Source organism: Leptospira terpstrae serovar Hualin str. LT 11-33 = ATCC 700639, from assembly GCF_000332495.1.
GTDB classification, from domain to species: Bacteria; Spirochaetota; Leptospiria; order Leptospirales; family Leptospiraceae; genus Leptospira_A; species Leptospira_A terpstrae.
The window spans coordinates 58,690-76,181 of record NZ_AOGW02000006.1 but is presented as its reverse complement, the minus strand read 5'-3'; the positions used below and the strand labels follow the sequence as shown (position 1 = coordinate 76,181).

At 37.0% G+C, this 17,492-nt stretch carries 23 protein-coding genes; 1 reads left to right on the top strand and 22 read right to left on the bottom strand.

The window, feature by feature from the left end; all coding sequences use genetic code 11:
* Positions 1-16 precede the first annotated feature (16 nt).
* The 18 genes from chrA to LEP1GSC203_RS02210 form a co-directional block, all read right to left on the bottom strand.
* Positions 17-1,195 carry a chromate efflux transporter gene (gene chrA / locus LEP1GSC203_RS02295; protein WP_002972764.1) on the bottom strand — a complete coding sequence of 393 codons (1,179 nt, stop codon included), beginning with the start codon at positions 1,193-1,195 and terminating at the stop codon, positions 17-19.
* 53 nt (positions 1,196-1,248) lie between these two features.
* A complete protein-coding gene (locus LEP1GSC203_RS02290) occupies positions 1,249-1,851 on the bottom strand; it encodes an FMN-binding negative transcriptional regulator (RefSeq protein WP_002972744.1) in 603 nt (200 codons plus the stop codon).
* 26 nt (positions 1,852-1,877) lie between these two features.
* Complete coding sequence (locus tag LEP1GSC203_RS02285) at positions 1,878-2,327, bottom strand: GNAT family N-acetyltransferase (protein ID WP_002972635.1); 450 nt, start codon at positions 2,325-2,327, stop codon at positions 1,878-1,880.
* Positions 2,308-2,724 (bottom strand): hypothetical protein, encoded by a 417-nt coding sequence (locus LEP1GSC203_RS02280; RefSeq protein WP_002972200.1) that lies wholly within the window; start codon positions 2,722-2,724, stop codon positions 2,308-2,310. Before LEP1GSC203_RS02280 ends, LEP1GSC203_RS02285 begins: the two co-directional genes overlap by 20 nt.
* 1 nt (position 2,725) lies before the next feature.
* Positions 2,726-3,223 (bottom strand): DinB family protein, encoded by a 498-nt coding sequence (locus tag LEP1GSC203_RS02275; RefSeq protein WP_002972891.1) that lies wholly within the window; start codon positions 3,221-3,223, stop codon positions 2,726-2,728.
* A 180-nt stretch (positions 3,224-3,403) separates the two neighbouring features.
* Positions 3,404-4,165, bottom strand: coding sequence for a phytanoyl-CoA dioxygenase family protein (locus LEP1GSC203_RS02270; protein ID WP_002972772.1), 762 nt, complete (start codon positions 4,163-4,165; stop codon positions 3,404-3,406).
* 11 nt (positions 4,166-4,176) lie between these two features.
* Positions 4,177-4,788 (bottom strand): GNAT family N-acetyltransferase, encoded by a 612-nt coding sequence (locus LEP1GSC203_RS02265; RefSeq protein WP_002972683.1) that lies wholly within the window; start codon positions 4,786-4,788, stop codon positions 4,177-4,179.
* A 230-nt stretch (positions 4,789-5,018) separates the two neighbouring features.
* The gene (locus tag LEP1GSC203_RS02260; protein WP_002972573.1) at positions 5,019-6,635 is read right to left on the bottom strand and encodes a copper chaperone PCu(A)C; all 1,617 of its coding nucleotides are present in this window, start codon (positions 6,633-6,635) and stop codon (positions 5,019-5,021) included.
* Positions 6,636-6,712: 77 nt separating this feature from the next.
* The gene (locus LEP1GSC203_RS02255; protein ID WP_002972707.1) at positions 6,713-7,498 is read right to left on the bottom strand and encodes a hypothetical protein; all 786 of its coding nucleotides are present in this window, start codon (positions 7,496-7,498) and stop codon (positions 6,713-6,715) included.
* 101 nt (positions 7,499-7,599) lie between these two features.
* On the bottom strand, positions 7,600-8,013 hold the full coding sequence (locus LEP1GSC203_RS02250) for an LIC_11090 family protein (RefSeq protein WP_002972811.1): 414 nt from the start codon (positions 8,011-8,013) through the stop codon (positions 7,600-7,602).
* A gap of 92 nt (positions 8,014-8,105) precedes the next feature.
* The gene (locus LEP1GSC203_RS02245) at positions 8,106-8,891 is read right to left on the bottom strand and encodes an ABC transporter permease subunit (protein WP_002972185.1); all 786 of its coding nucleotides are present in this window, start codon (positions 8,889-8,891) and stop codon (positions 8,106-8,108) included.
* Positions 8,888-9,595 (bottom strand): ABC transporter ATP-binding protein, encoded by a 708-nt coding sequence (locus tag LEP1GSC203_RS02240; RefSeq protein WP_002972865.1) that lies wholly within the window; start codon positions 9,593-9,595, stop codon positions 8,888-8,890. Before LEP1GSC203_RS02240 ends, LEP1GSC203_RS02245 begins: the two co-directional genes overlap by 4 nt.
* Positions 9,592-10,932, bottom strand: coding sequence for a nitrous oxide reductase family maturation protein NosD (locus tag LEP1GSC203_RS02235; protein WP_039936981.1), 1,341 nt, complete (start codon positions 10,930-10,932; stop codon positions 9,592-9,594). The genes LEP1GSC203_RS02240 and LEP1GSC203_RS02235 overlap by 4 nt, the downstream gene beginning before the upstream one ends.
* Positions 10,904-11,290, bottom strand: a complete 387-nt coding sequence (locus tag LEP1GSC203_RS02230; protein WP_002972886.1) for a nitrous oxide reductase accessory protein NosL — start codon at positions 11,288-11,290, stop codon at positions 10,904-10,906. The genes LEP1GSC203_RS02235 and LEP1GSC203_RS02230 overlap by 29 nt, the downstream gene beginning before the upstream one ends.
* A complete protein-coding gene (locus LEP1GSC203_RS02225) occupies positions 11,280-11,891 on the bottom strand; it encodes a hypothetical protein (protein ID WP_039936979.1) in 612 nt (203 codons plus the stop codon). The genes LEP1GSC203_RS02230 and LEP1GSC203_RS02225 overlap by 11 nt, the downstream gene beginning before the upstream one ends.
* A 5-nt stretch (positions 11,892-11,896) precedes the next feature.
* Positions 11,897-13,816, bottom strand: coding sequence for a Sec-dependent nitrous-oxide reductase (gene nosZ / locus LEP1GSC203_RS02220; RefSeq protein WP_002972674.1), 1,920 nt, complete (start codon positions 13,814-13,816; stop codon positions 11,897-11,899).
* Between the two features lie 8 nt (positions 13,817-13,824).
* Positions 13,825-14,286 (bottom strand): c-type cytochrome, encoded by a 462-nt coding sequence (locus tag LEP1GSC203_RS02215; RefSeq protein WP_002972192.1) that lies wholly within the window; start codon positions 14,284-14,286, stop codon positions 13,825-13,827.
* 29 nt (positions 14,287-14,315) lie between these two features.
* A complete protein-coding gene (locus LEP1GSC203_RS02210) occupies positions 14,316-14,879 on the bottom strand; it encodes a fasciclin domain-containing protein (RefSeq protein WP_232225740.1) in 564 nt (187 codons plus the stop codon).
* A gap of 319 nt (positions 14,880-15,198) precedes the next feature.
* Between LEP1GSC203_RS02210 and LEP1GSC203_RS02205 the strand changes: the two genes are divergently transcribed.
* Positions 15,199-15,636 (top strand): bacteriohemerythrin, encoded by a 438-nt coding sequence (locus LEP1GSC203_RS02205; RefSeq protein WP_002972843.1) that lies wholly within the window; start codon positions 15,199-15,201, stop codon positions 15,634-15,636.
* Positions 15,637-15,660: 24 nt separating this feature from the next.
* Here the strand turns inward: LEP1GSC203_RS02205 and LEP1GSC203_RS02200 are convergent, their stop codons facing one another.
* The 4 genes from LEP1GSC203_RS02200 to LEP1GSC203_RS02185 form a co-directional block, all read right to left on the bottom strand.
* A complete protein-coding gene (locus LEP1GSC203_RS02200) occupies positions 15,661-16,089 on the bottom strand; it encodes a hypothetical protein (RefSeq protein ID WP_002972921.1) in 429 nt (142 codons plus the stop codon).
* Between the two features lie 62 nt (positions 16,090-16,151).
* A complete protein-coding gene (locus tag LEP1GSC203_RS02195; RefSeq protein ID WP_002972519.1) occupies positions 16,152-16,562 on the bottom strand; it encodes a hypothetical protein in 411 nt (136 codons plus the stop codon).
* Positions 16,563-16,566: 4 nt separating this feature from the next.
* A complete protein-coding gene (locus LEP1GSC203_RS02190) occupies positions 16,567-16,980 on the bottom strand; it encodes a hypothetical protein (protein ID WP_002972697.1) in 414 nt (137 codons plus the stop codon).
* Between the two features lie 23 nt (positions 16,981-17,003).
* Positions 17,004-17,486, bottom strand: a complete 483-nt coding sequence (locus LEP1GSC203_RS02185; RefSeq protein ID WP_002972417.1) for a hypothetical protein — start codon at positions 17,484-17,486, stop codon at positions 17,004-17,006.
* Positions 17,487-17,492 lie beyond the last annotated feature (6 nt).

The window sequence follows — 17,492 nt, the reverse complement described above, 5'->3', positions numbered from 1 at the left end:
GAGATTTTTTCCTAAATTAGAAATTCAAACAAAAACCAAACAAGGCGCATAGACCTACAATGATCCATGAAGGAAGCTTCCAAAACATAAGCAAAACAAACCCGATTGAAAATACAACAAAATCAAATCGATTGAAGATCGCTTCTGTCCATACTGGTGAATACAAAGCAGAAAAAAGTAATCCAACCACCACAGCATTGATTCCTGACATGGATTGTTGCAACCAAGTTTCTTTGCGAAACCTCTCCCAAACGGGAAGTATACCAATGATCAGTAAGTAGGCTGGTAAAAATGCGGCGACTAAACAAAAAATTCCACCAACGATTCCATTGGGTGTCATTGTCGAAACAGTTCCGAGATAGGCAGTGAAGGTAAACAAAGGACCGGGAATGGCTTGTGCCGCACCGTAACCCACCATAAACATTTGGTTCGATACCAAACCAGTTGTGACCACCTCTTCTTTGAGTAAGGGAAGTACAACATGTCCTCCACCAAATACCAATGATCCAACTCGAAAGAAACTATCAAAGATACGTAATGAATTGTTTTGTAAGTAATTAGCCAAAAATGGAAGAAAAAATAAGATTAGAAAAAAAATAACAAGCAGAGTATAAGAATATAGAGGAGAAATTTTAAATCCAGAAGGAGAATGAGGAAGACCTAGTTCTTTTTTTAAAAAGAAAAAACCAAAAACACCACCTAACAAAATAGGAAGGAGTTGTCCAAACATCCCACCAATGCCAATGGATATTACTAATGCCAACAAGGCGATGCTGATTCTTTCTTTATCGGGGCAAAGTTTGACACCCATAGACCAAACCGCGTGAGAGACAACGACTACTGCCGCAATTTTGAATCCATGCAAAACACCTTGGTTCCAAAATTCAGGATACAAACCAACACCAAGACCAAAAAAAATCATAATGAGTGCGGAAGGAAGTGTGAATGCAAACCAAGCAAGGATTCCGCCCGGGATACCTCCGCGAATTTGTCCAATGGCAATGCCGACTTGGCTACTCGCAGGTCCAGGTAAAAACTGAGAAAGAGCTACTAAGTCTGCATAGGCGGAGGAAGTGATCCATTTTTTCTTTTCCACAAATTCATGTTGGAAATAACCTAAATGGGCAACAGGACCTCCAAAAGAAGTACATCCCAATAGCAAAAAAGTTTTGAATAGATCCCAATATAAATTCATTGATTTCTTTTTAATATCCGAGATTTCAGCGTTCAGAGTAGAATTCTATTTTCCTATCTGATACTGTCTTTCATTAATTTCGCAATGGCTCTTTCATTTTCGCCTGGTAATAATTCCAATTCCTGAATGACAAGGTTACGACGTTCCAATGAATGATTTTGGCTCAACTTTTGTTTTCCCTCCAACTGAGTGATTTTAATTTCAAAAGGAACAATTCCTTTTTTTAATCCTTCAATGTATTGGGTATCTACAAAATCAACATTGTAGTTTGAATCTTTGGATTCAAACCTTTTGACAAGAGCGAGTAAACTTTTATGAATTTTCTCTGGATCTTCCACAATGGTTAAAATTCCTTTGGCATGCACTGCGGTAAAATTCCAAGTGGGAACGGAACGATCTGTTTCATACCAAGAAGGAGAGATATAACAATGAGGACCAGAGAAAATACAAAGGACTTCTTTTTCGAAACTTTCTTTTTGTGGGTTTGGTTTTGCAAAATGACCAATTAACGATTGTTTGTCTTCAGAAAGAAGTAGCGGTAAGTGTGTTGCGATCATCTCGCCATCAATTTCAGAAACTAATATGGAAAATGGGTTTTCTTTAATTGATTGGTAAATGAATTCTGTCTCCATCTTAAAATGTTCGGGAATGTACACTGTTACTTACTCCTCTAAAAAAATGATTAAACGGACTTCCAAAAATAAGTCAAAAATTCAGTTTCTTGTTCAAAACCTTCCTGCGCATACAAAGCACGAGCTTCTTTGTTGTGCGTGGAAGTGGAAAGTTCCAAACCTTTTCCTGAATTAGTTTTAGTAAAGGTTTTTGCCTCAGCAATCAATAGTTTGGCGATACCTTGTTTGCGAAATTCTTTCTTTACATATAGATCATTCAAAATGTAAGATCTCTGCATGGAGATTGATGAAAACACTGGATAAAGTTGTGTGAATCCAGAAACCTCACCTGAGTTTGAATCTTCTGCCAAAAAAATTATGGATTGTCCATGTTCCATCCGATCTTGAAGAAATCGAATAGCGCCTGTTATGTTAGAATTTTGACCGTAGAATTGTCTATACGCATCGAAAATTTCGGATAGTTTGGCTATGTCTTTGTAGTTAGCTTGTCTTATTTTCATATTTTGGTACCAATGAGAAACTGATTACCGATAAAAATGCGGTTACCGGTGTAGCCAGTAAAGTTTCTAAATTGGTAAAGGCAACTAGATTCCCAATGGTATTGAGTAAAAAAATAAATCCAATGAAACTAAACACAAGTCGAATCCAAATGGGCACCAAACCTTGGTTTATGTATTGTAAATAACGAATGCTTGACCAAAGGAAAAATCCATTCACTAGGAGAGAGACCGTTTCCATAACATACATCTCTTCCAAACTACTGAGTCTTCCACCCCAAAGGTATTGGTAAGGAATGATTTGGAATAGGGCCACAACATGAAAGATCATGGTTAGAGAAAACAAAACAGTTAACATTCTACTGGCGATAATTCGTATTTTTCTGGAAGGGTTCCACATACTATTTTCCTAAGGATTGTAGGTAATATACAAAGTCAATTTCGGGTGAATTGCCGCCTAACTGAGTAACGGCGGCTGTGATCTGACCTCTATGGTGAGTGCGATGGTTAAAGTTATGTTGCACCACATCACTGAAGATAAGTACTGCTTCAAACCCGCGCATGGTTTTGTAACGAAAGAGAGTCGGCCACAGTGAATCATCCAAATCTTTGAGCCAAGTATTCCAAAGTTCTAACGTCTGAACCATTCGTATTTCTAGTGTTTGGCGGTCTGGTTCGATTTCTTCTGCTAAAGAAGACGGTATATACACTTCGCCCACAATCCTTGTATACCAAACTTTTTCTACGACCAACAAATGGTTGAGTGTCCCATGGATTGATTTAAAAAATAATCCTAGATCTTTTTTATAATTTTCATCGGAAATCTTTCTGAGTGATTCAAATAAAATTTTTGTGGCCCAAATATGATAAGCATTGTTCCTTAAGAAAAAATCTTTCATAAGGAATGGTTTTTAATTTAATAAAGAGAAATCAATGACTAAATTGGGGCGCCTCGAAATTGTTAGTTGAGTGTAATTCTTTTCTGACACGACCGCGCCCTACGTTTCAATCTTTCCCTTCGGGAAAGGATTTCCACTGCGGTCGCTGGCGCAGAAATTCTTTTGGTTCAATACAAATTTCTAAATTAAATGGAAGAGAGAATTGTTTTTTGAGTCTTTCGAAACGAAGTTAGCTTCTGGAAAGTGTTTCCATTTTTCTGCAGTATGTTTTTGTTCCGGAAAGTTTGTGTAGAGAATGTCAAAAGAAAAACGGTTCAGGTCATAACTTCCTTTGTGAATCAAATGAGCTGAAAACACTAAAAGATCACCGGGATTGTGTGGGATAAGGATTTGATTCTCTATGTCTTCATGGTTTTTCTTTCCCTCGAGTTCTAACCTTACTTTTCTTTCTTCCTCTCTATCCCAACGAATGTGGGAACCTGGTACAAGCCAAATTCCAGGATCTTTCTCTAAAGGAATACGAAAGTGCCAAACATGGTCCTTAAGAATTCGTTCCTTTTGGTTTTCTTCTGGAATGCCAAGGTATTGGATGTCCCGGTGCCAATAGGGGAGTTTTTTTGAATCTGTAGGGTTATAAAAAATTTGTGTATTGAGAAAGAAGATAGAATCTTTGAAAACCAAATGACAAACATCGAGTAACAAATCGGATCCAATGAATTGAAATAGAGTATTCCTATCTTCTGTGTCTTTTGTATACTTTGTAGAAGTAAGATAAGCACTATTTACATTCTTTGGATTTTGAAATTCCTCTAACCATTCCCTATGGGAACGAAGAAGAATATCTTTTAAGAATCTAATTGTATCGAGAGGAATCAAACCAGGAAATAAGTGATAACCCAATGTTTCCAAATTTGATTTTGCTTTTGAATCGTATTCGTTCATTTTAATTAAGACTAAATTTGTTTTTCCATATAGTGGTGAGACGGAATGATACCTTCCCACCCCAAAGGATGTCTTGTCACTTTAATTTGAAAACCTAACTTTTGATAGAGTGAAATGGCAGGTTGATTTTCTGCCGATACATCCAATGAAACAGTTTTATATTTAGTTTCCTTGTTTATCATAGACTCGATGAGTTTTTTTGCGATCCCTTTGTTTCTTTCTGATTCTAAAACTGCAATATGACCCAAATACAAACAACCTGATTTTGGTGGTTGGATGATGGTTTCCGTTTTAAGACCTCGGGCCATTACCTTGGGAGCACGTATTCCATAGACCGATAAGATACGAAAGGCGGTTCCCAAAGTCAGCGCTAAAAAACTGGGTTGCGTATAAGAGAGAATTGATCCAACTACCCGACCCTCTATCTCGGCAACAAAATGGTTTGTATACGATACGGTATTGCCTCGATGCACATACGAGGTATTTAAAAAATCAATGGCTGTTTTTTTTCCTTCTTGGAATACAAAAGACCAGGCTTTCGGTCCTGAGGAGTAAATGAGCGGGACTATGGAATCCAGATCGGAAGGTGTTGCTTTACGAATGGTTAGGTGGGTGTCAGTCATGGTGGATGATGGAAAATTGATTCCTTAAATTTAGTAAGATAACTATCCAAAATTTTTTTGGATCACTTGGATTCGTCAACAGAGAAATCAAGTTCCCTCGCGCCCCGGATCAATCCGCAAGCGACCATAGGAGCAAGGATGCAAGCAAATCGAAGGTTTGACTTGATGGATGAGCTAAGCGAAACCAAACCAATGGTAATAACCTCAAAGGAAAAAATAGAAACTAATTCTTAAAATGTAAACGAAGCAAATACGTTGATGAGTTCTCTTGTTCCAAGTTGTGGTCCGTTTAGATTTTGATGAAAGGGTTTGCCATATTCAAAACCAAATCGTGCTCCTTGGAAAATTCCGCTTGTGACAAGAAAGTTAACACCTATGAGTAGATCACTACGCATTCCACCTTGGCGATAGGGATCGTTTTGTGGATCCATCTTGGGATCTAATGCGGCATCTAGTCCTTGTAAATTGAGCCATCTTTGTTTGGCTACACGAACAGAGATTGACATAGATTCGTGCACAAGAAATGATAACCATCCTGAAAATTCGTATCGATTTCCGAAACGATAATTGTTATCATTTTTTCCAATCCTTAAGTTTGCTTGCGATTGGGCACCCCAGGAAATTCTCTTATAATTTCCGTTATATGACAATTGAGGTAACAAACTATAGGTGCCTGTTCCTGGCTGCATGTTGTATGGAACCTTTTGTTTTCCCATCATGGGCATATTGTCTCTTTCATCAATCGAACCTGTCGGAAGAGAAAGACCGATACCTGTGAAAAAATTTTGATGTTCTGTTTTAATCAAACGGTAGGCAGTGCTAAAACTTACATCCCCGATTCCTGCAGAACTCATAGGTGCTCGATCAAAATTACTTGATACCATTGTCATTTTGTTTTTTACCGCAGGAACCATAAACATAATCATCCATTTATCGGATATGGAAGTCATAGCACTTACCATATTCATTTCCATCACCATATCAGTAGGAACTGACATATAATTATATTTATTAGGTGAAATTATTGGAATCGTTGTTCCTAGGGGAGAGCTTGTGATTAAACTACCCGTGGGCATTTGCACAGTAGGGTCTGTGAATGGATAATACAAAGTTCCAAGATCGGATAATCCTTGCGTTCCCGATTGCAAACCCCACATTTTCATTCCCATATAACGGTAATCAATCATCCATTTTCCTTTTTCATGGATATGTGGGTTCATGATTCCTGCCGGAGCTAGAGCATCCGCTCGGTTATGTTGTTCATGCCCCTGATGGTCGGAATGATCATGGTTCGAATGGTCCTCGTTAGATGATTGGTTTGGATCATAAGTAGACATATCCTTTTCTTCTGACTCGGGATTGGCATCATTTTTTTCTAGATTTCCTTTTTCATTAGAAGAGGAAGGAGAGAAGTTTTTAGACAATTTTTTGTTAGGTGGATTAGATTCTACAGGAATGTTGATTTGAATTTCCGATCCATCGGAAAAAAGAAACTGAAAGGGAATGGTTTCTTTTAAACGGAGGGGGGATTTGATTCCAAAGAGCATGATATGATAACCCTTTGGAGTGAGATGTACGGAACTATTTTTGGGAATCAGGATTTCTGAAATGGGAATCATTTTCATTCCTGATTCTGACGGTTTCATAGTGAATAACTCTACTCTGTCTGCTATGTTTGATTTTGTATCGATGAGTTTCTTTTCTGTATTGGTAGAATTGATTAGAGTCAAATACACTACAGAAGTCCGTGAAGTTGTATATTTGACATAGGCATTCTCAAGTTTTACCTCTTTCGAAAATAGAGGAGTTGTGATAAGAAGTATAAAGGTTAAAATTTTTAGTTTCATTTTGTTCTTTTGTCCTTTTCCAAAAAATCATACTGGCTACTAAATTCACCAGTATGACAAGTGTTTGGAGAGAGAATTTACATTTCTGTATTTGATACTATGGAACCAACTGTGAAAGAAGTGATTGTCACTCCGTTTAGAATAAAACCCAATCGATTGCCACCAGAATAAACGGGAACGTTCATCATTTGCATGATCGGATAGTAAGACATAGATCCTCGTTCCGTATCTGTGAGTTCCGAACAAGGTTTGTTGAAACCATTTAGAAATCTGGATCCACCTGGTGTGGATTGAAAGTCTAAACAAAAAGTATAACTTGTGCCAACTGCTGGGATAGGTGCGGATACAGATCCTCCTTTACCAGTGTTGCCATAAACACCCGCGGCATTTTTGTATTGAGTTTGAGCTCCAGCAATCAAACGATAGGTGGGGCCACTGAGCACGGTTCCTGTTCCATACGCGATTACATCGAGAGTACTAGTGGGTGAGTTTAATGTAAAAGTAACTTCTACGTTTGTTCCTCCTTTACTGGTGGCTAACATCACATCTCCCTTTGTGTACAAAACAGAGGATGCACTTGTTCCAGTTGCTCCTTTGACAATTTCTGTTTGTGTTAGCTCTAATTGATTCAATCCATTTTCATCACATCCGTAGAGAGAATATTTAACTCGAGTTTTACTTTCCACCTGAGTTAAGTTACTTGGGATCGCAGGTGCAGAAGAAATTGCACAACCTGGGTTTGTGTTTGCTGCTGCAAGGAGAGTTAGAAGATTCGATGAATTGTTGGCCTCCGTTTTTTTAGCCATACTACAATTGATTGTGATTAAACAAATAAAAGAGAGAATGTATAGATTATTGAACATAAAATTACCTTTGTTTGAAATTCCAAGGATTCAGCTTTTGATTCGATGATCCTAATTGATTGTTTTCCCTTTCTTTGGAAAGGAACGAAGTTTCTTAAATCTTAGGTAAAGTGAAACCGTGGTGGTTTGTCAGGTGGGTGGGAAAATCCATTTAAGAGTAAAACAATTTTATTGTTGGGAAGGATGATTGCATCATAAGCGATTAAATTTAGAAATTTTGTTTCAAATGGAAAACTAGGATTCATTGATTGGGATTGGAGAACCTTTGTTGCTGATTTCTTTTTAGCACAGGAACATTGGTGTGGGCCGCTTCCTTTAGTTAGGTGGCAAGTGATTCGTTTTGAAGGTGTTGGATCTTCGTCTTTATGGATTTCGTTTTTGGATCCGTGATTGCATTGGCATACCATAGAGAGTCTATACAAAGTTTGTGCCAGTAAACCTGTTTCCAGAAATAGAATTTTACCTATAAAGGGAAGTAGGATTATAATCGATGCAATTTGTATCCAACGTTTCATGGTAGTTGAATCTTATTCTACTAAATCCAACTTGATCTTTCCATGATCTAAATCAAGTGGTTTCAATTATTTGTTCGTATCAGAAATAAAAATTAGAAATTTCGTTTTTGGAATCGTTTAAAAGAAACGATAAGGGGAATACTTACCCATAAAGATAAAAACAGAATCGTAATCCCGAGTACACCGAGTAAGCCTAATTGTTTTAATAACAAAGCTCCTGAAAATCCAAGTAATGCAGATGAACTTGTTTGTAGAATCAGAAGAATTCTAATTAAATCTATCGGGTTTAGTAAGATGATGATCAGAGAAGGAACTTCAATAGGATAGTCACCCAAATACAAACTAAAGATAAAAACTAATGCATCAAAAAAGATAAAGAAGTATAACCAAACTAAAAGAGATACGGTTAAAACTATTTCTCCTCTTCGAATAAAGGAAGAAATTAAAAAGGCAATCGCAACAAAGATTGCCGTTAAAAAGATTCCAAAAACGAGTAGCTCAAAAAATAAAAAAAGAAACTTAGGATCATTCATAAAAAGATATAAACCGGGGATGCCGAGTCCAAAAAGTAAACCAAGGGAGAGTGAGATGGTAATCCCAAAATACTTTCCAAAAAATAGAGAGCTTCGACTCACTGATTTGGAAAGTAATACTTCAGCAAAGGGCATAGATTCTAAAAATGACATTCCAGAAAAGGTAATCGAAAAGAGAGGAATGACTATGAGTGTTAGATTCATTGTGCTTATGAGTAAACGAATTCCGTTTTGATCTCCGAAAAAACTTAAAATCATCATCACAAGGACAAGTAAGCCTGAATAAATAAATACCCAGCGGCTTCTTATATTTTCTTTTATTTCAAAAAGTAGAATTTCTTTCATGGTTTTGTTTTGTATTCCTCATTCCAGAAGTTCATCAAAGCCTGATCTAAATCGGTTTTGTTGTTCTTTTTTAGAAAATTTTCAGGAGAATCATCGATAAGAATGGATCCTTCCGATAAAAGTAAAAAACGATCAGCTAACTCTTGTAATTCAGCGAGTATATGAGTTGAAAAAATGACAAGAGATCCTTCCTTTTTCTTTTCGACTAAAAGTGATTTGAGTAAGTGAGAGATATAAGGATCTAAACTGGCTGTAGGTTCGTCTATGACATATAAATCTTTTTTAGAGGAAAAACATTGTAGTATGCTGATTTTCTGTTTTGTTCCTCCAGAGAGTGATCCAATTTTTTTATCCATATGGTTGTCTAATTCCAAAATAGAAAGTAAGGTTTGGAATCTTTTTTCTTCCACTGGCTCGAGTTTTTTAAAAAAGGAAATCAGTTCTTTTACTTTGATATTTGTCGGAAAACGAGGGGTTTGTGGCATATAACCGATCGTATGTGGTGTTTCCATTTTACTTTGAAATAAAATCTGTCCAGTACTGGGCCTGACGAGTCCAAGGATTCCCTTGATCAGAGAACTTTTTCCTGACCCATTGGGTCCAATGATGGAGAGTATCATTCCTGATTCTGTTTGAAAGTTTACATCTTTCACGGCAACAGAGTTCCCGCCATAACTGATGGTAAGATTTTTTACTTCTATCATATTCTTTCCTTCATCCTTGGATGTTGGTCTTCAAATTCAATCGGTGTAACGATGGGGAATGCTTTTTCAATTCCTTGTAAAAATAGAACTACAGGGGATTCATAAAGCACCATGAGAAATGGATACACAGCAATCCAGTATCCAAAAAAGTGAATGGTTTTGTGAGGAATATCACCGAAATGATCCTTGTCCAAATCATAACCTTCATAATGATCCCAGTAGTTATTTATAAATTCATTGGTTGTGGATTTTGTATTGGTACTTATATCAAAAACATTTTTTATAAAATTATTATCTATGATTCTATTATAGTCTGTATTTCCTAGAATTTTAATTCCCCATCCATTATTGATAAAATCATTTTTCTGAAACTTAATATTCGAGATCCCATCAGCAAACACTGCTATGGTGTTTCCTTCGAATCGGTTTTTTGATAAAGTGCTGTCCGCAATGTCTTTGAGCAAAATTCCATTCGAACTTTCTCCCCAGTTATCCAAAAATTCATTTGCTTCCATAAAGATGTCTTTGCTATACATTACAGCGACACCGGCTGAATTGTTTTTGAAAACATTTCGATTGAACTGGTTATGACTGGAAAACATAAAATGCATTCCATAACGAATATTTTCTTTGGATTCATTTCCTTCTATTTCTAAGTTTTCTGAAAATTCCAAATAAATTCCATCGCGGTGTTTTTTTAGTTTGTTCCCAATGATTTTGTTATGACTGGCAGACCAAAGATGGATTCCGTTTCCACCGAGAACTTCATTTTTTGCGTTTCCAATGGAAACATTATTTTTAAGAGTGCAGTTGGTTGTTTCCGCTAGATAAAATCCATATACATTATCTTCTAACTCTAAATTTTCGAAATGGCAGTTCTTTACTTTCTCTGCATACACTCCTGCAAATTCCGTTAAATCAGAAATTCCACTTCCAATGATTTTTAAATTTTGTAAGCGAACTCCATTGGAATAAATTCCAAATACATGTTTTTCTTTGAGTCCATCGATCACAACACCTGCTTCGCCTATGATCGAAATAGATTTTGTAATGGGTAAAAAACCTTCTTTGTATATACCAACTTTAACTAGGATTGTGTCTCCATTTTGGGTAAGATTAATTGCCGCTTTTACCGATTTTACCGTACAATGGGAACAAACAGATATGGTCTTTGCAAGTATGGAAGAAGTGGTGATGATGGAGAAGAATAAAAAAGTAAAAATAAAGAAGGAATTTTTCCTGCTGAGAAAGATGCAGTTATAAATTTGATTTTGTTTATGATTCAAATGATTGCTATGATACAACCTATTACTTTTGGAAAGGAATTGAGTCTTCATGAGTTTTAAAAGCGGCGAGTCCCGCTCCCATTGGAGAACGAATTTTGTCTGAATGGATGATAATTGCTTTTTCTTTGGTAATAAATTCGTTCGTGTCTAAATAGTTCGTTACCCATATTTTTTGAGCTTTGAAGTTTTTGTCGTTTTGAAATTGATCCAAACATTCAATAGCATCGAAATGGTATCTTTTTCCTTTGTAAGTAATCAGTTGAGTATGAAATCGCATATCCACAATGTTCATTGAACAATGGCTACATTTGATTTCCCCAACAGTTAACCTTTCTGGTTGCACATCCCCACAGTTGATAAAACCAACTGTGAAGAAGATACAAATTAGTTTTAAACTTTTAAACCACATTTGATTTTTTCCTACGATTTTCATCCCAAAGGATATATACCAATGCGACGAGACTAAGCCCTAAAATCAAACCACCGTAAGAAGGATAACTACAAGCAGTAATGTTTAACATTTCTTTGCAACCAAGTAGTGGTGGCTGGTATGCCATTCCTTCGACTATGATAGGAGCTTCTGGATTTAAGTTGTGTCCATAGTTATATTCCCATCTCCAAAAATCAGATAGTCCCACAAGTCCTACGAGAAGCAAGTTGATGATTCCAAGAATTGCCATTCCTACTTTGGGATAAATTTCTGTGATAAAAGCACCAAAGATCAGATAACCAAGAACATACGGCATAAAAAGAAGTTCTGGAATGGATTCCGAAACGATTTCTTGCATACCAATGTAATGATTGAGGAGATTGATGTTTTTTAAATCATAAGGAGTGGCACCAGTGATTTTATTGATCCAAATTTGCATTCCGAGTCCCTCAGGGTACTGCGGAGCTGAAATGGATATGGACCAAATAGGAATCAGATATACCAAAACCAGAACCAAACCGACCCCTAAGATTAGGAGTCGGTTTTTTTTACTCAACGTTTGGAAAAGTAAAGTTTTCATATTAGTTATGGACTAACTCGGATGTACTGTTGCATCTCTTGGTGTAGAGCAGAACAGAAATCTGTGCAGTAAAATGGATACACACCTGGTTTGGGGGCCACCCACTTGAAGGTTCTAGTTTCACCTGGCATGATGAGAAGGTTTGTCATGTTAGGTGCTCCACCGATTGCAAATCCGTGAGGAATGTCGTAATCTTGTTCCAAGTTGGTTACGTGGAAGTATAAGGTTTCGCCAGTCCTTGCTTCAATGATATCTGGTTTGAAGTGGGAACGAATGGCAGTCATGTAGATATGGACAGTACTTCCCAATCTTACAATTTTTGCTTCGTTCTCATTTTTAGTCGCATATGGATGTTTGTTTTCCTCTAGAGGATAGAGTTTCGCAGTTTTATCCATTAGCAGTTTTGCTGGAATCATTTGTGAATAGTGTGGTTCCCCTACTGTAGGGAAGTCAGATAACAATTCTGCCTTACCAGAAGAGATATCATAAAGTTGTGCACTTTGTGGTAATTCCATTCCTACTGGGAGATATCTATCTTTAGTAATTTTGTTCATCGCAATCAGATACTTACCATAAGGCTCTGATGAACTTCCTCCAACGATAGACAAGTGACCAACACTATAATAAGCAGGTAGATGTTGTACCACTTCCCATGTTCCTAGTTTCCATTTGACTACTTCAGAACTTACGAAACAAGAAGTATAAGCATACCCCTTTCCGTCGAACTCAGTATGTAATGGACCGAGGCATGGTTTTTGTACTTCACCAGCAAGTGTGGATTCATATTTAAGAACTGGAATTCCTTCGATTTCAGTCGAATGGTGTTCCTTCTTATCTTTTACTTCCATCATTTTGCTAAAGGAGTGAACTGGGATTACGGATGCTAACTTTCCACCACCAACAATGTATTCTCCGGTAGAGTCAACGTCAGTTCCATGCGGACTTTTAGGTGTTGGCATGTAATACATCATACCTGGGCAATCCTTCGGATTTAACATCTTCACACCGCTTAACTTAGTGGATACGGCTGGTTTGTTTTCATCGTGAAAGTTGTTTACGTATTCTCCACCAAAGTTATAAGCCTTTCCTTGGTCTTTACATTCTTTAGCGCGAACCCAGTTGAATGCTAAGATAAAGTCTTTATCTTTTTTGGAAGCACCCACTTCTAACATTTTGTGCGCTTGTTCAGAGTTGTAACTACTGAAGAAACACCAGTCATGGGATTTCTTTTTACCACAATGGGATAAGTCATAGTTAAACCCAGGAACAAGGACTTGTAATTCAATAGAAAGTCTTCCTGTGTTTTTATCAACTTTTACCATAGTGACGGTTCCTTTGAACCCACCTTTGGAGAAACTATCGATCGGTACACTTGCTTGTGGAACAGGAACCGAGAAACGTGTTGCTGCCATCAAATACTCAGTATTTTCAGTAGCAAACGGAGATGCGTGGTTTCCTGCAGTGTTTGGGATTTCTAAGATCTCTTTTGTCTCAAAAGACTTTAGGTCAATCCTCGCAAGCCTTGGTGTATTGTTTGCGTTTAAAAACATCCAACGACCATCCTGTTTTCCATCTGTCATAGATGATTCTACGTGGTGGCTATCATCCCATGGCACATAACCATGAGTAGTTTTTAACATTTCTTTTGTTTCTTCATCAAATCCATATCCGTTTTCAGGAAACACAGAAAACACTGGAATGATTTTGAATAGTCGAGCCGATGGAATTCCGTAAACGGACATCTGACCACTAAATCCACCAGATAAAAAGGCGTACACTTCGTCCTTTTCACCTGGAGCCACATACACTCTAGAAGCAGCATCGGAAGCAAGTGTTGCCGTAGCTGCGCCCTTTTTGCAATTCGGAACGAATGCCATTAGGGTGATTCCAAGTGTAACAAGTATTAAATTTGATTTTTTTAACATATAGTTACCTATTTTAAATCCATCTTGCGGAAGTACTCGAGGATCTCTCTTGCTTCTTCTTCCTTAATATTTTGAAAAGTCATTTGAGTTAAGTGTTCGCCGAGTAACTCTTGTCCAATGGGATCTTTTTGAGTCATCTCAATTGGATTTAGAATCATGTTCATGATCCATTCAGGAGTTCTGCGGAGTGTAACATCTTGAAGAGCAGGTCCTACAACCTTTTCCTCAAATTTGTGACAAGCCGAACACTTGGCTTCAAATTGTTTTTTTCCACGATCGACCATTGATTGGTCTAAAGCACCTAGGGTTACAGATTTTACTGGACCTATACCCTTGGAACCAGCGTTAGATGCTGGTACATCTTCTGTTTTGTCTCCTCCACAGGCGATGACTGTCATACCGGTAAAGAGTCCAACTATCAGTCCGATTTTGATTCGGTAGTGTACTCCGGTTATTTTTGAAAGGTTCATCTTAAATACTCCTTAGTATTTTGGTATTATCATTTCTTCGCAGGAGGTAGTAGGACTGTGTCTACTACATGAATGATCCCGTTAGTTGCTGGAATGGATGCGATAATGGTTGCCCCATTAATCATAACCTTTCCATTTTTTACGGAAACTTTTGTGTGACTTCCATTTGCCATTCCGAGTTCGTCATCTTTACCAGTGAACTCTGATTTCAAAATGGATTCTGTTAAGTTACCAACCACAACATGGTATTCTAATATATTCTTTAAAGTATCCTTTTGGCTTGTTTTTAAAAGATCATCTACAGTTCCTGCTGGTAACTTTGCGAATGCATCATTTGTAGGTGCGAACACAGTGAACGGTCCTTGGTTGGCAAGGGAATCCACAAGTCCGGCAGCTTGAACGGCAGTGACCAGGGTTGTATGGTCTTTAGAACCCAACGCAATTTTTAGTACATCTTGTTGTGATTTGTCATCGGCAACTGCAGAAATTCCTTTGCCAGAATTGGAATCTTCATCCTTTCTGCAAGAAACACCAGCTAGCGAAAGACAGGTGACAATTGTAATCATGGTTATTTGGAATATTTTTTTGTTCATTGGATACCGCCCACTCATTGGTTCACCTACCATTGAATGCCAGTTCTTTTGAAATTGAATTGATCTAGATCAAGATTGTTCGATTCTAATGTATTGATTTTTATCAATACAAGGATAGGATAGAACACTCTTCTTGAGCTCTATTTTAGGAATGAAGACGCAGAGTCCTTTGTAAGCCAGAACCCAGTCAGTTTAGCGAATTTTTTATAATGAATCTAATTTTAGTTTTATCATTGATCAAATTTCTACTAGGTGAGTGGCGAGGATTAATCACTTGTCCTCTTGGGTCGCTGCAAAATCCTGAAAGAACGAGGCTCTTATGATAGCGCATTGGGATTCGAAGTATGAAACGAATATTTCCGAGATTGATTCTCAACATAAAAAACTCTTTCGGTTGATTAACAATATCGAAACAGTTTATGAAGAAAACAAACACCACCTTTCAGGAAAATCTAAGATATTACTAGATGCAGTTTCTGAATTAGAGGATTATACACTCAGCCATTTTTTGATTGAAGAACGTGTGATGGAACTCAATCAATATCCAAACTTGGAAGCTCATATCCAACAACACAATAAGTTCACAGATAAAATTTTGGATTTAAAAAATAGATTGGGTCAGGGAAATTTACTCTCAAATGATGAATTATTAGATACTTTTTTTAAGGATTTAATTGGTTTTTTACGCGCTTGGCTTACCAATCATATCTTAAAAGAAGATTTAGATTACAAACCGTTCATTAAGTTTAGTATATAAATATTCATTGTGAAATTTCTTTGTTCATTCAAAGTATAATGAATATTTTGTAATTTTTTCAATGAGATCTGATTTTGCTTTTTTGGCTAAAGTAATATCATTTCCTTTCATAATATGCACTTCTTCCAATAATAAATTTATATATTTATGTAGTTCTTCATGTCCTTGGCCAGTCATTGTGCATGAAGATAGGATTTCATTGATGATCGATAAAATTTGATCTGCTTGTTTATGGTAATCCTCCAATGATTCAAGAGAATTAGCATGATGAAATTGTTCGTCCATCTTCTTAAATCCCAACCTTGTAGATTTGTCTGCCAACCAAGCTTTGCCGTTGTTTCGTTCTGGAAGTTTTGATCCTGTATGTTCATGACAGGCAAATGTATACGTGATTAGAAATAAAAAACAAAAATGGAAAATAAACCTGAACAACTTCATGACATAAATTAACATCTTTGTTTCCGGAAGGAATTGATCTAGATCAATATAGTTAATTTTAATGGATTGCAAATCTGTTATATATTGTAGGAAATTACCCGAGCCCAGGCTAGTTTCATAAAGGTGACTAAACCTAAAAACATTAGAAATTTTCCCATTAGCGCCAAGGATTCAATGGGAATCAAAAATTTTGTGATCATATACAATACTAAGCCTAGATTGTAACTATAAACCATCCACCATGCCTGCCAGATGGATCCTCGCGGGTGAATTGAAAGATACTTGGGAAACATCCAATAAGCAGTTCCCATAATCAAGGGAATGAAAAACCCCCAAATCAGAATCGTAAAATGCAGTGGTAGGAATTTCCAAATTTCTGGAGACAAAACGTACGCCTTGTTTAGCATAAGGAGAGCACCTAACGAAGATCCAGCGAGAAAGTAAATTAAGGAAATTCGTATGAGCCATACTGACTGTTTTGGAAACATAGATTTATGGATTCCTTGGCGAAACTAATCTAGGCCAAATTTCCAAAATAAAACAAAGGATTCCTGCCAATTGGAAAAAGATGGAACAAACAAAAGGTAAAATGGAAATCTCTCTATTAAGATACAAAAATGGCTCTGAGAAAATTCGAAGGATAAGGCCCAGATTTAAACTACAATAGGCCAACCAAGAAAGAATGGATCCAGTTTTTGGAATTTGTTTTTTTCCCTTAGGATACATCCAAAGAGAAACACCCATTATGATTTGAGTGATCCAGCCAAGTGCAATCATGTGCCAATAAACAGGCATTAGTTGAATTTTCCATTGAGAGCCGGGAAATTCAGAGATTCCATAAACCAAAACCCCAAACAGCAAATACAACATTCCTGACTTAATCAAATATCGTGAAATTTTTGGCATTAAAGACCCAATTTTATGTTAAATTATTTTTTTTCTGATTCGAGTTCAATTTTGTAACTAACATGGCAAGCAACACAGTTACGTGTGAGCTCATCCATTTCTTTGAGTAACGAATGGATCTCTTGTTTTTTGCGAATTTTGGCTGCAATTTCGTCAAACTTTTCGTGAGTTCCGAAACCCAATTTTTTAAATTCCACGGGAAGTTTTAAAAGAATCGTTTTTTCTTGGTGTTCTAAACTCGCAACAAGACCCATACCAACAGCATCTGCGGCTTTCGCTGCACTTTCGTAGTTTTTGTCTGCAAGTCCACTAAGCATTCCATTTACTGCAGTGAGTAGTGCTCTCATTTCGGTCAACACCAGTTGTCGTTCGGCAGGTGTTAGATGGATGGCAGTCCGATTGTCTAAAGAACGACTCGTACTTCCAAAATAGAAAAAATATCCAAGTGTGATGACCGTTACGATCCAAAGTCCAATCGCAATTTTTCCAATAGAATTTGAATTCATTTATTT

What these genes read in the sequence shown, in the direction of transcription:
- chrA (WP_002972764.1), bottom strand. Translation starts at nt 1,195, where the DNA reads ATGAATTTATATTGGGATCTATTCAAAACTTTTTTGCTATTGGGATGT.
- LEP1GSC203_RS02285 (WP_002972635.1), bottom strand. Translation starts at nt 2,327, where the DNA reads ATGAAAATAAGACAAGCTAACTACAAAGACATAGCCAAACTATCCGAA.
- LEP1GSC203_RS02280 (WP_002972200.1), bottom strand. Translation starts at nt 2,724, where the DNA reads ATGTGGAACCCTTCCAGAAAAATACGAATTATCGCCAGTAGAATGTTA.
- LEP1GSC203_RS02275 (WP_002972891.1), bottom strand. Translation starts at nt 3,223, where the DNA reads ATGAAAGATTTTTTCTTAAGGAACAATGCTTATCATATTTGGGCCACA.
- LEP1GSC203_RS02270 (WP_002972772.1), bottom strand. Translation starts at nt 4,165, where the DNA reads ATGAACGAATACGATTCAAAAGCAAAATCAAATTTGGAAACATTGGGT.
- LEP1GSC203_RS02265 (WP_002972683.1), bottom strand. Translation starts at nt 4,788, where the DNA reads ATGACTGACACCCACCTAACCATTCGTAAAGCAACACCTTCCGATCTG.
- LEP1GSC203_RS02260 (WP_002972573.1), bottom strand. Translation starts at nt 6,635, where the DNA reads ATGAAACTAAAAATTTTAACCTTTATACTTCTTATCACAACTCCTCTA.
- LEP1GSC203_RS02255 (WP_002972707.1), bottom strand. Translation starts at nt 7,498, where the DNA reads ATGTTCAATAATCTATACATTCTCTCTTTTATTTGTTTAATCACAATC.
- LEP1GSC203_RS02250 (WP_002972811.1), bottom strand. Translation starts at nt 8,013, where the DNA reads ATGAAACGTTGGATACAAATTGCATCGATTATAATCCTACTTCCCTTT.
- LEP1GSC203_RS02245 (WP_002972185.1), bottom strand. Translation starts at nt 8,891, where the DNA reads ATGAAAGAAATTCTACTTTTTGAAATAAAAGAAAATATAAGAAGCCGC.
- LEP1GSC203_RS02240 (WP_002972865.1), bottom strand. Translation starts at nt 9,595, where the DNA reads ATGATAGAAGTAAAAAATCTTACCATCAGTTATGGCGGGAACTCTGTT.
- LEP1GSC203_RS02235 (WP_039936981.1), bottom strand. Translation starts at nt 10,932, where the DNA reads ATGAAGACTCAATTCCTTTCCAAAAGTAATAGGTTGTATCATAGCAAT.
- LEP1GSC203_RS02230 (WP_002972886.1), bottom strand. Translation starts at nt 11,290, where the DNA reads ATGTGGTTTAAAAGTTTAAAACTAATTTGTATCTTCTTCACAGTTGGT.
- LEP1GSC203_RS02225 (WP_039936979.1), bottom strand. Translation starts at nt 11,891, where the DNA reads ATGAAAACTTTACTTTTCCAAACGTTGAGTAAAAAAAACCGACTCCTA.
- nosZ (WP_002972674.1), bottom strand. Translation starts at nt 13,816, where the DNA reads ATGTTAAAAAAATCAAATTTAATACTTGTTACACTTGGAATCACCCTA.
- LEP1GSC203_RS02215 (WP_002972192.1), bottom strand. Translation starts at nt 14,286, where the DNA reads ATGAACCTTTCAAAAATAACCGGAGTACACTACCGAATCAAAATCGGA.
- LEP1GSC203_RS02210 (WP_232225740.1), bottom strand. Translation starts at nt 14,879, where the DNA reads ATGAACAAAAAAATATTCCAAATAACCATGATTACAATTGTCACCTGT.
- LEP1GSC203_RS02205 (WP_002972843.1), top strand. Translation starts at nt 15,199, where the DNA reads ATGATAGCGCATTGGGATTCGAAGTATGAAACGAATATTTCCGAGATT.
- LEP1GSC203_RS02200 (WP_002972921.1), bottom strand. Translation starts at nt 16,089, where the DNA reads ATGTTAATTTATGTCATGAAGTTGTTCAGGTTTATTTTCCATTTTTGT.
- LEP1GSC203_RS02195 (WP_002972519.1), bottom strand. Translation starts at nt 16,562, where the DNA reads ATGTTTCCAAAACAGTCAGTATGGCTCATACGAATTTCCTTAATTTAC.
- LEP1GSC203_RS02190 (WP_002972697.1), bottom strand. Translation starts at nt 16,980, where the DNA reads ATGCCAAAAATTTCACGATATTTGATTAAGTCAGGAATGTTGTATTTG.
- LEP1GSC203_RS02185 (WP_002972417.1), bottom strand. Translation starts at nt 17,486, where the DNA reads ATGAATTCAAATTCTATTGGAAAAATTGCGATTGGACTTTGGATCGTA.